Source organism: Paenibacillus tianjinensis, from assembly GCF_017086365.1.
GTDB classification, from domain to species: domain Bacteria; phylum Bacillota; class Bacilli; order Paenibacillales; family Paenibacillaceae; genus Paenibacillus_AQ; species Paenibacillus_AQ tianjinensis.
Genome location: NZ_CP070969.1, coordinates 4060882 through 4073385, shown reverse-complemented (window position 1 = coordinate 4073385; position 12504 = coordinate 4060882). Strand labels below are relative to the sequence as shown.

Sequence of the window (12504 nt, the reverse complement as noted above, 5' to 3'; positions counted from 1 at the left end):
ATATGATAATTAGTGTATCATAAGAGTAGGTTAGAAGGGGAGGGTAAGATATGTTAGAGATCCTTGCTTATAAAGGTGAAGTTAAATCATACATCAATTGGCTTGATAATGGACAATACAAGTCTTTGGCTGCGTTTGTATGGTCTAATAAATTAAAGTCTAGAGAATTTTCACGAACAGAGTTAAGAAGCTACGAACGACTATTTTCTATCAAAGCCTCTAATTCGAAATATTCAGAAGAAGAGGTGGAGCTTATCAAGCAATTTCATATTGCACTAAAGCGTAAATTAATGCCTAGTCCAAAACACGCACCAATTTCAGGTGATAACATTAGTCTAGAGTTTAGTTCCGATTTGCTTCCGACATTTAATAAACCTCTTTACGGAGTGCTTATTAATTAATAATAAAATTTTAATGTGTAAATATAATTAGATATTTACAAATAGTATTCTTTGTTGTATATTTAAATAACCAAGAAGCATATTTTCTTGGAATATTGCCATAGAAAGGATAATCAAAGATTAGAGTACTATTAGATACTAAAGGCTACACAGGTAAACCATCACCAGAAGAAGTTGGAATGAATATCAATCCTAGATTACTCAAACGGCCAATTGATATTCAACCTGAACAACTAGCACTTGAATTAACCAAAGGAAAAACATTTTGTCCTGGTTACATAACAACCCGAAGAAATGATGGCGAACTACATTTAAGTCAATCGTGCTGGACGTCTCAGCAAGTCGTATGTTTGGATTTTGACAATAGTAAAGAGGATAAAGAATCAAAAGAAAAAGTGAAGGATATAAAGATCACCTGGGAACAAGCACAAAAAGAATTTCATGATTCTGCTATGTTCATGTATAAAACATTTAGTTATACAGATGATTGGCCTAGATTTAGAGTTGTTCTGGCATACGATGAACCGATTACCAATCAACTGTTATTTAACATGCATAATCAAAAATTGTTTAATAAGTATCCTTATGTTGACAGTTCAACATTTCAAACTCAGCGGTTGTTCTTTGGTGGATCAGATCTTTATGTATTTGACTACAGCAATAGAATTCAGACACTTCCAGATGGGGGGTTTTATGACCTATATAACTATGGTTATAATATAGAAGATAATATAGGTGCTAAAACCCCCCTTAACACCATAGAAGCAAATAAAACAAAGAAACAATCAAACATAGAACTTATAATTAATAAAGATAATAAGATTATACATAGGATAAAAGATAAATATCCTCCAGTAATATTTAATACAAGAACTGAAGCTTGTAAATATCTAAAGAAGGTAAATCTACATGAGTATTTAGGAATCCATAGCAATTATCTTAACGATATATTTACAATGGAAAACAAGCCATCTGCGAGTATATTTCAAGATCCATCTACAGGTTATTGGTGGTATAAGTGCCATAGCACAAATCATGCATGGCTTGGTTCTATCATTGATATCACACAGAGATTGACAGGATTATCGAACACCAAGTCCTTTAAGTATCTTACTGAGGTATTCAATATTAAGATACAGAAAACGGAGTGGCAACAAGAGCAAGAGGAAATGTTTCAACTCAATATGGAGTTTCTAAATGATGAATTCTATATTGAAGAGGCGTATCCATATTTAAACTCTATACTAAGATCACCGCTGTATTACTCTTTGTTGAGAGAACTTCATCTTATTGGGCTAGAGAATATTCATAATTTAATACAATTAAAGGATGATGGAAGTTCCGTATTTTTTGCATCTATAGACTTTATTATGCACAGATTAGAACGTTACTGTGATTTTGCGAAGTTTAAGATGCAGAAGGAAAAGAGGGTACGAACAGTATTAGCCTTACTTTCTTACTTGAAACTGTTGAATCGAGTTGGAACTGACAGTTTACCAGAGGCATACACTAAGAGAGCTATTCAAGAATCGCAGAAGAACGGCAAGAAAAGACTAATTACATTTTATTCTCTTCATTCATTCGATGCTAACTATATGTTAGACATTGAAGAGTTAGCAAAACAATTTAAGCAGTTAGGCATGACTGTAACTAACTTTGATAGACAGATGGTAATTAAAACTTTGGGCAAAGAGGAAGCGGATAGAGTATTTCCCGAAAGGAAAGAAGAACAGTTATCCGATATTAATGAACGCACATGTCTATTGTTAGAGGAGTCATTAACAGCTTTACTCAATGATAGAGGATGGACTACTGAAGAAAGAATTATCAATAATACATATCTTGATATTGATGTTGAAGCAGAAATTAGAAAGAGAGACCGGAAAATTAAGGATGGAGATGTGATAACAGAAGATCGAATGCAGAAGTGGTTATATGAATACAAGAAAAAACAACTTAAAAAAATTATTGGTGGCATGATTATTAAGTATGAGCTGGCAATTAGTCCACTAAGCAATGAATTAATGGAGTCAAAACAAATACCACTACATTATACGCCTTCAGGTGTTCCAAGTTATCCAAAAGTGATTTACAGAAAGTAAGTTTAATGCCTTGCCTACTTCAATTCTGGAGTTTAATTTCTTATATTATTCTTTATAATTTAAGCGCTACTGATTGAAGTAGTGTCATTGCAAGGAAAGACGTAATAAGAGTAAATATAATTAAGTAAATAAAGAAAATCGAGGAGAAAAGATGAGTAAAAAAGAAGAGAAAAAAAGTAAGTTGTTTAATGTTTTGAAGATAAAGATTCAAGAAATAATCAAAAGCAAATATGACATTCACTATGACAAAGAAGAGGAAGCAGCGCATTTTGTCCAGCAACAAAATATGACTATGTTTAAGCAACTTGAACTGATTAGAGGTGTGGAGACACAGGATATTATTGAATTGATTATTGTTGAAGCGAGACATGATGAGAAGAAGGAAGCGCAGATAAGAAAATTGATGAATAAAGGATTTTTATATAATGGTGAACGGTATGTTCGTTTTGGTAAAAGCGCTTCGCAATCTAAGGACGGAATGACAATTTTTATTAAAGAGAACTTCTTTGATGAGGCTCTTAAACGAACACAGCTAGATATCCCAATTAAAGAAGAAGTTATTCCAAAGTATGAGGGATACCGCAATCTAGTTTTCAGCGCTTGTACGATTATCGAAGAAGACTTACCATACATTGTTATCGTTGATGAGTATAAAAAGGTGTTACCGAATCAATATGTAAAGTACATGAAGGAAGTCCCTTCAGAGTGGTATGACAAAGAGAATGATATTATGATGCCCTATGATAAAAAAACAATAGTGGAGGGCTATCAGGACATATCGCTTTCCCCATTTGATGGTTTTGGGATACATACAGAAGACATCAGTAAGAGATATTCGTTGCACATGGGTTTCGATTATGTGGCAAGAGCATTTCAGATTCGTATTCCCTATCTAAAAGGAGTGAGCGTAGAAGCACCATTCAAGAGCTACTATAAGGAAAGAGGAATAAAAAAAATTAAGGATGTCTATGGGCGCTTTCACAATGTTGAGGATATTGATTGCATCTGGAATATTTCAATGTTCAAGGCTCACGGCATATTTTTTGAGCACTTCAAAGAGAAAGCCTGGGATAAGTATCTAGAAAAACTAAAAAAGTATCATTATAGAATTGGCATCAGCAAGTACACGCATAATACAGCAGAATTAAATAAGTATGCCAGAATGAATTTTCAATACTTGCAGTGTTTAGATTTATGGAATCCCAAATACATAAAAGCTTATAAAGAAATGAAAATCAATGAGTATGACATCTTGAGTGAAGAGAACGAAGGAAAGATAATCCAATTAGCAAAGTATTCGACAGATATGCTTGAGAAAATTATTAAAGGTGATGTATTTTACACTTTAAAATTTCTTGGCCTGAAGGATTCAAAAGGGTACACTTCGCGTTCTAATTATGTAAAAGCAATTATGGAAAATGAAGATATGTTAAGAGATCCTGCTATTAGAAGTTCATTAAAGAGAAAGCTATATAAATCTATTACTGAGATGAAATACGGAAAAATCTACACAGAAGGGTTTTATCATATTGTGGTTGGTGACATAATCGGTTATATGGAATACTGTGCCGACCTTCCTGTTGTAGGCTGCTTAAATGCTGGAGAATTCTATGCTAAGACTATGAAATTAGGTGAGTGTGTAAGTTTCCGTTCTCCTTTAGTTGATCCATCTGAGGTTAATTTAGTTAATATTGTTGAGAATGAAATGACTAATACATATCTGAATTACTTTGAAAATCAAGATTTATGTATGGTTAATATGTATGATTTGACTTTACCGCAACAGGGCGGAGCAGACGAAGATGGCGATGCTTTTATGTTGAGTCAAAATGAAATATTGATTGACTCAAAAATACATAGTCCTATTGTTATTGAACTCAAGGATAAAGAATCGGTAAAGAAAGTAAAATACAACAAAAAGAATATTACCGAATATGAGTTGAAGAGTAGGGATAGCAGAATAGGAGAGATAACCAATATTGCCACATCTATTTTAAATAGATATTCTGAGAATCCTGATAAAATTAAAGAAAAAAGTGACGATATCGCTTTGCTTAGACTAACTCAAGGCAAGGAAATTGATTATGTTAAAACGGGAATTAGATGGGGCATTAATAGTAGAATGCGCGAGAATCTTGAGCAATTACCATATTTTCTGCTATACAATTATCCGAAGAAGCTAAAGAGGTATGAACAACTTATCAAGCACAACAGGGGAATTGATAATAAAGATGATAGAGTAATGCTTAATGCATATCATTCTTGTTCTCCATTAAATGAACTGTGCGAATACATAAATAAATGGGAGCAAAATAATTTAAATATCACAGAGGATTCGTTGAATAATTTACACCTTGTTATCAATCCAAATGTTGAGAACACGAATTCATCATTACTGAAAGATATTAAACACATATATAATGAATTTAGTTCTGAATACAAGAAGATACTCGAAGATGATCCTGAAGATGAGGAATTAACAGCAATATTTAATAAATACAAAGAAAAGTTGCTGCAATTGTCTGACAATGAATCTAAAGTGTTTAAGTTTGATGTAATCGTCAATCACTGTATTACAGTTGCATACAAAAATAAAAGTGAGGACAAGACTTTATGCTGGGCATTGTTTGGAGATATTATGGTTAGGAATATAAAATGCAATTCAAATGGCAGAAAAAGATATACAATATCGGCTTCAACAAAAGAAGATGTCGATGCAAGAGAGTTCCTGGGCAATTATTACAAACTAGTTATTGAAGTAAATGAAGGAGTAAATATATGATATATTTAAATGAGGTTATGCAAGAATATAGAGATTTGCGAATGGAATCAGATAAATCCGCAGTGATTAAGGATTTTACTTCTAATCTATGGAAGAGTAAGTGCGGATTCAAAAAAGAAACTAAGTATTTTACTTTCAATGTAGATCATGGTCTGTTGGAGGGCAGACCTGATCTCATCAAATTGTTTGAGCAATACAAAAATATTGAATATAAGATTTGTAAGAGTTTTTATAAACAAGTTGATAATATTGATTACATCAAAATCAGAATCAACAATCTGTATGCTTATTATATTGATAAAGAAGTATACAGAGGAAAAGAATATTACTCACTACTCCGAAAGCCCAGGAATGAGTACTTTAAAGCTTTAAAATTAATTAAAGACGGATATGGAGATATTATTGATTCACAAGAAGTTGAAGATGTGATTAAAAAGTCATTATCAAGAGCAGCAGAGATTAAAAAGGAAATGACCGAAATAAAACTTCAAATGAGTTGGGCAGAATATAAATCATTGATTGACTCATCTATAGTTAAAATATTTAAAAATTATAAGACTATTGATGAGTATGAAGAAGAACATGGATGGGAACAGAAAGTTGATGCTATATGGAATGAAGATAACTACATTGTCAAATATTTTGTCAAGAGTATTCATGGATATCTACTAACATATATCAGAGACAGCAAGCCGAAAGAAGAAATTAAAAAATATTGTGTAGTTTGTGACGAAGAACTTCAAGTAACCAATAATCGTAAAAAGTACTGTAATCTATGTGCCAGAGATAAGCACAATGAAGTTAAAAGAAGAGTGTGGAAAGAGAATAAGAGTAAATATAATAAAACTAGACATTAAGGATGATATGTATCAGAATAGATAGTAATGAATAAAAATATTACCGTCCTTCTTTTTCTTCTTTCATTTTTTTTCCTCTCCTTTTAATTGGCGGTCTCTAAAAAAGATCGCCTCCTTGTTTGTCTCCTTCCTCTATCAATTCATTAAATAATTTATGGTTATATAATTATGTAAGCACTTTTGTGTGATCTATAATTATTAATCCTCCCAAATACTTAAACCCAATTGTTACTCCCTTCGATTGGGTTTCTTTTTTATGCTCTGATTTTCGCAGGGAGAATCTGATTATAAAAAAGGAAACACAGGAGTGAATAAAAATGGTTAATATCAAAGATATATCTGAAAACTCAGCAAAATTACAATGTTATAAATGCGAGAAAGTCGTTGTGGCAAACTCAGCGAATTTCTATTCTCATAAAAATGTATTGGTGTCATCAAGTCATTATCCATTATGCAAAAAATGTATCAATAAATATTTAGGAAATGATAACAAATCAACAGGGTACATTAGTCGTGTTAAGGATATTTTGAGTCGTCTTAATAAGCCTTTTTTAAGTGATCTTTGGATAAGTAGTAATGAAGAATGGGGAACGTATGCTAAAAACATTCTCTCATTAACACAATACAGAGAATTAACTTATGAAGATAGCACGAAAGAAATTATTAGTTCAAATGTCGAAGGAAAAGAACAAGATATAGCTATTGATGATGAACTAATAAACAAATGGGGCAATGGATATAAAGCAGAAGAATATATTGCCTTTGAGAGAAAACATATAAATTTAAAAAGTAATTATAAAGAAAAGACAGCTATGCATACAGAATCGCTTCTTATATACATTCGCTATAGAGTTAAAGAAGAGTTTGCAACTTCCGCAAATGATTTTAAGGCTGCTAAGGAGTGGGGTACACTTGCAAAAGATGCGGCAACTGCTGCAAAAATCAACCCTTCCCAATTTACGAAAGCAGACCTAACGAACGGTGTTGATAGCTTTGGTGAACTGGTTAGATCAGTCGAAGAAGCTGTAGATGTGATTTCTATACTTCCTAAATTTAAAGAAAGACCTCTAGATAAAGTTGATTTTACGTTGTTATGCTATGTGAATTACATTCGTGATATTCAAGGTATGGAGCCTGCAAGCTATGAAGATATATATAGATTTCTCGAAGAAAGAACTAAGGAGTATGAAGAAGGTTTGGATGATATTCCTTTTGAGGGCGACATAAATGGCTAAAAGTGAGTATTCAGAAGAAAGATTAAAAAAATACACTGATTTAGTTAGTTGGTGTCGCTGGAATCCAGATCTTTGGTATGATCTTATCACTCCTGAATTTGGTGGAATCAGGTTAGACCTAGATCAGCGGGTATTTCTCAGAAGTATAACTAGATTCATTTCTGTATATGGAGTTTTTCCGCGTGGATACGGAAAAACGATGAAAGAATTTATGGCAATGGTACATGCTGCAATTTGGCATCCAGACATAGAAATTTCAATGACTGCACAAACAAAAGAACAGGCAGCAAAACTTGTAGATGAAAAATGGAAAGAAATGATTAAACATTATCCATTGATCGAAAACGAGATTCTTGGTAAGCCATCGATAACGACAGACGATGTTGATATTCGCTTTAAATCTGGAGGAAGAATTACAACTTTAGCTAATGCTCAAAGTTCCAAAGGCTCAAGACGACACAGATTACAGATTGAAGAATCAGCACTCTTAAACAATAATCTTTTTGAAGATGCACTTGCACCAATCGTTGATGTTCCTCGTAGAACAATTGGTGAAGCCGTTGTTAATCCTGAAGAGATGAATGGACAGATTAATTTCTTCACAACCGCTGGATACAGAGGCAGTGACGAATTTCAGAGAAATCTCCAGATGATAAATGAAATGGCAGAACTTAAAGGTAAAATTGTACTTGGATCAGATTGGAAACTTGCGGTTCATTACAGAAGAGGCCAGTCTAAGGCTGCAATTCTTAATAAAAAGGCAAATTATGCTCCTACATTCTTTGCACAGAACTATGAGAGCAAGTGGACAGGAAACACTTCTGGCGGTGTTGTTGATATTCAGAAACTACTCAACCTTCGAATTTTAGAATCCCCCGAGTTTACTCCCTCAAAAGACTATGAATACATACTGTCAATTGACGTTGCGAGATCCAGTAGAGATTCTAACAATCAATCCTCTGTTGCAGTTCTTAAACTAATTAAAAATAAGATCGGTAAACTTAAGAGTATACAACTTGTGAATTTAATCAATTTTAAGAATGGAATGAATTTTAGGCAGCAAGGCATTGAAGTTAAGAGGATCAGAAATCAATACAATGCTTCTGTTGTTGTATTGGATACTAACGGTGTCGGAACAGGACTTAGAGATGAATTGCTCCTAGATGTTGATGATCCCAAAGACAAAAAGAATCTTGGCTGTTGGGATACGATTAATACTGACTATGTGCCAGAAATACCGAATTCTCCTAAATACATATTTGAGTTTGTTGGACAGTCGTTTAATCATGAAGGCATAGTAGCTTTTATGGATATGGTTGAAAGTTGTACGTTGGAGTTGTTGGTTAAGGATAATAACAAGAATGGATTAGATGATATTAATTATTCTGATAAAGCCTATCCACACATCCAGACAGATTTGCTTATTGATGAGATAGCGAACCTAAAGTTAAAACAACTATCAAGTGGTAAATTTACAGTCGAACAACTCACAAAACGTATTAATAAGGATAGATATTCCGCACTTATGATGGGTGTATGGTACATCAAAGAGTTTATGAGTAGTTATAAAGAGCCAGAGAAAATAGATTACAAGAAATTTATGATGATAAACTAAAGCAGGTGATTAAGTTAAATGAGTGAAGCCGAAATTAAGAAACTTCCAACACCAATTCAATTTAGTAAATTATCGGAGAGCATTTACTCCATTAATTACAAAACGAATCATTCTGTTAGGAAATATACAAAAACTCAAATGGAAGAGTATTTGGATAGTGGAAATGTTTCTGCCCTTAGAAAAGCATCCCTATATTTCTTTAAAACGTCTGGTCAATACTTAAGACAAATTGAGCATTTAACAAATTTACTTTTGTACAGTTATTTAATTATTCCAAAAGTAAATGATGACAAGCTAAGACAAAAGAAACCATTTAGTGATAACTTTAAGGTTATTTTGGATTATGTCGATAATTCATATTTTGAAGAAAATGCTCGATATCAAACATTTGTAGCATTGACTGAAGGTGCTTTTTACGGATATGAACAAGAGATAGATGGAAGAATAATTAACTATCAATTACCTTATGAATTTTGTCGGTCAAATTACAAGGTTGATGGTGTCAATGCTGTTGAATTTGATCTAACTTTCTTTGATACATATAGAAAAGTTGAAGATAAAATAAGCATATTTAAAATGTTTCCAGATGAATTCTTGTCAATGTATCTGGAGTACCATAGCGGCAAAAGTAAAGATAAGTGGGTGTTGTTGAATCCAGTAAACGCCAAATGTATTACCCTGAATACTGGAGGAATGCCATTATTGGCAAGTGTTTTTCCTGATTTGATTGACTTACATGAATACAAAGAGATAGACAAATTAAAGTCTGAAAAAGATTTATATCAGATAATCACACAAAAACTTCCACTTGGCAAAGATAATGATTTAACATTTGATTTCGCTCATATCCTTGAATTGCATGACAATCTCAATAAAATGATTAATCGTAAGGATATTGAAATTGTTACTTCACCTTTCGAAATCGACAGTGTAAATCTAAACGATGGTAAAAACAGTATAAAAAACGACATTGAAAGAGCCAACAACAATATATTTGACACTTTGGGTAGTTCAAGAATGTTGTTTGGTACTGGCAAAGATGCGGGGTCAATTGGATTATCTAGTTCAATAAAAACAGATGAATCACTGATGTTTATTGTTTTGGATCAATTGAAGCATTGGTATGAAAACAAATTTAAAACCCTGGTTGATTCAAGTAAGTTTCAATATGAGATATTTCTTCCCAAAGTTACTATTTTTAATAGTAAAGAAATGTACGAAACATTTAAAGAAATGGCTACCTTGGGCTACTCAAAACTGCTTCCAATTACAACAATTGGTTTAAAACAATCATCTTTTATTAATTTGCTTTCATTTGAAAATGATTATCTCGATTTAGACGAACTGATGAAGCCTTTGAAATCATCTTACACTCAGACTACTGAGAGCGGGAGACCTGAAAAGGAACAGTCAGCTCTTTCTCCATCAGGAGAAAAGACTAAAGATAATGAGACGAATGATAGATATAATTAAAGGAGGTGAATTTAAATGAAAAATAAGTTTGTTACAAGTATCCCTATATCATTTAGTACACAAACACTTGAAAATATTGAAGAAGACACAAGATTTACAAGAATAAAAATATGGCTTTGTCACACAGGACTAAACTTGAATAACAGTGATTTTTCCGAACAGTCGATTTCGGATGCAATCCCTTCGCTTGAGGGAATTCCTATTCTTGGGTTTATTTCTAAAACTAAATTCAATGAAACCGACTTTAATGGTCATGAACAAAAATTGATCATTGAAGAAGATGGAATAAAAATTGAATATATGGGACATTCATATGGTCATATTCCACATGATAATAATGCTAAATTTGAAAATAAATTATGTGAAGACGGAGTTGAACGAAAATTTCTAACCGTTGAAGGTATTCTATATAATAAATTTTCTAATTGCATAGAAATTCTAAATAGAGATTTATATAAAAATCAGTCTATGGAACTTTCACCTGAATCTATCAAGGGTGAGTTTGGTGATGATGGTATTTTTCATTTTGAATCTTTTAAATTTGATGGAGCTTGTATTCTAGGTGACAATGTTACTCCGGCAATGCGTGGTTCCATTATTGAAAAAGTCGATGTTGCAAATTTTTCAAAATCATCAATTGATCTGATTGCTGAGTATAATAATTTATTTAGTAAAGATAAAGGAGGTACAAAGTTGGACGAAAAACTAAAACTTTTTGAAAAATATCCAAATCTTACATCTGAAGATATCAATGCGATGAAGTTGAAAATTGATAGTTTTTCTTTGGAAGAACTTGATCTTGAGTTGCAAAAACTCAATGAGAAAGTGGTTCCTCAAAATTTCGAATTGACTTCTTCACAATTGATTACTGAACTTAGGTTTGTTCTTTCTAAACAAGATGATTGGTATTGGTATATTGATCATGATTCTACACGAGTATATGCCGAAGACTCTTCTTTGAATTATAAGGCAGTAGGAATCAACTATTCTGTCGAAGGAGATAAAGTGTCTATCGACTTTACATCAAAACGTAGGATCAAATTTGTTCCCCAGGACATGGATGAAGCAGAAGCAGATAACAACTTCTCTGTTATTTCACTTGACCGTAGTGAGAATGAATTAGATAAGGTGAAAAACGTATTGGAAAAAAAAGTTGAAGAACTTTCAGAATTTAAAACAACTACTGAACGCCAAGAGAAACTGTCTATTGTCGAAAGTTTTACGGCTCTAAATAGTGACGAGGTAAAGGAAGTTGTCGAGAATATTGATAAATATTCTACGAAGGATGTAGAACTTCAATTATTTGCAATCGTTGGTCAAAAAAATATTAAATTTAATAACAAATCAGAAGAAGATACAAAACATGTATATTCGATGAGCAACAATAACAACTTTAATAACTCTTCCAGACCCGAATGGACTGATTGGGTTGAACAATATGCAAGTAAAAATAAGTAAATTATCAGGAGGAAAATAAATAATGGCTATCGTAAAACAACCTAGCGTTTATGGAGTAGTAGAACTTAATATGTTGCAAGCAGTTAATACTGGAGGAATTAAGGTACAGTATCCACTTGATGCAACAGATTTTGCAAGTATTCCCGCTGAAAACGGCATGCTTCTTGTCGTTGATGATTTTGCTGGAACTGTTAAAAAGCCTACAGGTGTTACATCTGCTGTTTGGCTTCATGCATCCGTTGAAAAAGATTATGAAGGTAAGGGACGTAAATATTTTGCAGTAAATCGTGGAGAATTCCTTCCTCGTGTGCTTCAGCTTAATGTGGGTGATACATTTGAAACAAATGCGTTCGAGTATGATAACGCAACTTATGCTACCTATGCTGCTGTAGTTGCTGCAATTTCTTCTTCTGTCGTATATGGAGTACCTTCAACAACTGGCTATATCCGTATTGTTGCTGCTCCCGCAGGAACAGAAACTGTTGTTCTTAAAGCGGTCAAAGGCGTAACTTTGCCTAACGGTGAAAAAGGTTTGAAGTTTGCAGTTTCTAAGGCGTAAATATAAGGATACATATTAGGAG

Annotated in this window: 9 protein-coding genes; all 9 read left to right on the top strand. The window is 32.9% G+C overall.

Annotation, left to right across the window (positions count from 1 at the left end):
• The first annotated feature begins 50 nt into the window (after window positions 1-50).
• The gene (locus tag JRJ22_RS18635; RefSeq protein WP_206100923.1) at window positions 51-401 is read left to right on the top strand and encodes a hypothetical protein; all 351 of its coding nucleotides are present in this window, start codon (window positions 51-53) and stop codon (window positions 399-401) included.
• Window positions 402-580: 179 nt separating this feature from the next.
• Window positions 581-2503 (top strand): hypothetical protein, encoded by a 1923-nt coding sequence (locus tag JRJ22_RS18630; RefSeq protein WP_206100922.1) that lies wholly within the window; start codon window positions 581-583, stop codon window positions 2501-2503.
• A 151-nt stretch (window positions 2504-2654) separates the two neighbouring features.
• Window positions 2655-5285, top strand: a complete 2631-nt coding sequence (locus JRJ22_RS18625; protein ID WP_206100921.1) for an RNA dependent RNA polymerase — start codon at window positions 2655-2657, stop codon at window positions 5283-5285.
• The gene (locus JRJ22_RS18620; RefSeq protein ID WP_206100920.1) at window positions 5282-6142 is read left to right on the top strand and encodes a hypothetical protein; all 861 of its coding nucleotides are present in this window, start codon (window positions 5282-5284) and stop codon (window positions 6140-6142) included. The genes JRJ22_RS18625 and JRJ22_RS18620 overlap by 4 nt, the downstream gene beginning before the upstream one ends.
• A gap of 317 nt (window positions 6143-6459) precedes the next feature.
• Complete coding sequence (locus JRJ22_RS18615) at window positions 6460-7377, top strand: hypothetical protein (RefSeq protein ID WP_206100919.1); 918 nt, start codon at window positions 6460-6462, stop codon at window positions 7375-7377.
• Window positions 7370-8992 (top strand): hypothetical protein, encoded by a 1623-nt coding sequence (locus tag JRJ22_RS18610; protein ID WP_206100918.1) that lies wholly within the window; start codon window positions 7370-7372, stop codon window positions 8990-8992. Before JRJ22_RS18615 ends, JRJ22_RS18610 begins: the two co-directional genes overlap by 8 nt.
• A gap of 18 nt (window positions 8993-9010) precedes the next feature.
• Window positions 9011-10465: a hypothetical protein gene (locus tag JRJ22_RS18605; protein ID WP_206100917.1), complete on the top strand. Its 1455-nt coding sequence runs from the start codon at window positions 9011-9013 to the stop codon at window positions 10463-10465.
• A gap of 15 nt (window positions 10466-10480) precedes the next feature.
• Entirely contained in the window at window positions 10481-11923 is a 1443-nt protein-coding gene (locus tag JRJ22_RS18600; protein WP_206100916.1) for a hypothetical protein, read from the top strand.
• A gap of 22 nt (window positions 11924-11945) precedes the next feature.
• A complete protein-coding gene (locus JRJ22_RS18595) occupies window positions 11946-12482 on the top strand; it encodes a hypothetical protein (protein ID WP_206100915.1) in 537 nt (178 codons plus the stop codon).
• Window positions 12483-12504 lie beyond the last annotated feature (22 nt).

What these genes read in the sequence shown, in the direction of transcription:
- JRJ22_RS18600 (WP_206100916.1), top strand. Translation starts at nt 10,481, where the DNA reads ATGAAAAATAAGTTTGTTACAAGTATCCCTATATCATTTAGTACACAA.
- JRJ22_RS18615 (WP_206100919.1), top strand. Translation starts at nt 6,460, where the DNA reads ATGGTTAATATCAAAGATATATCTGAAAACTCAGCAAAATTACAATGT.
- JRJ22_RS18625 (WP_206100921.1), top strand. Translation starts at nt 2,655, where the DNA reads ATGAGTAAAAAAGAAGAGAAAAAAAGTAAGTTGTTTAATGTTTTGAAG.
- JRJ22_RS18630 (WP_206100922.1), top strand. Translation starts at nt 581, where the DNA reads ATGAATATCAATCCTAGATTACTCAAACGGCCAATTGATATTCAACCT.
- JRJ22_RS18605 (WP_206100917.1), top strand. Translation starts at nt 9,011, where the DNA reads ATGAGTGAAGCCGAAATTAAGAAACTTCCAACACCAATTCAATTTAGT.
- JRJ22_RS18610 (WP_206100918.1), top strand. Translation starts at nt 7,370, where the DNA reads ATGGCTAAAAGTGAGTATTCAGAAGAAAGATTAAAAAAATACACTGAT.
- JRJ22_RS18635 (WP_206100923.1), top strand. Translation starts at nt 51, where the DNA reads ATGTTAGAGATCCTTGCTTATAAAGGTGAAGTTAAATCATACATCAAT.
- JRJ22_RS18620 (WP_206100920.1), top strand. Translation starts at nt 5,282, where the DNA reads ATGATATATTTAAATGAGGTTATGCAAGAATATAGAGATTTGCGAATG.
- JRJ22_RS18595 (WP_206100915.1), top strand. Translation starts at nt 11,946, where the DNA reads ATGGCTATCGTAAAACAACCTAGCGTTTATGGAGTAGTAGAACTTAAT.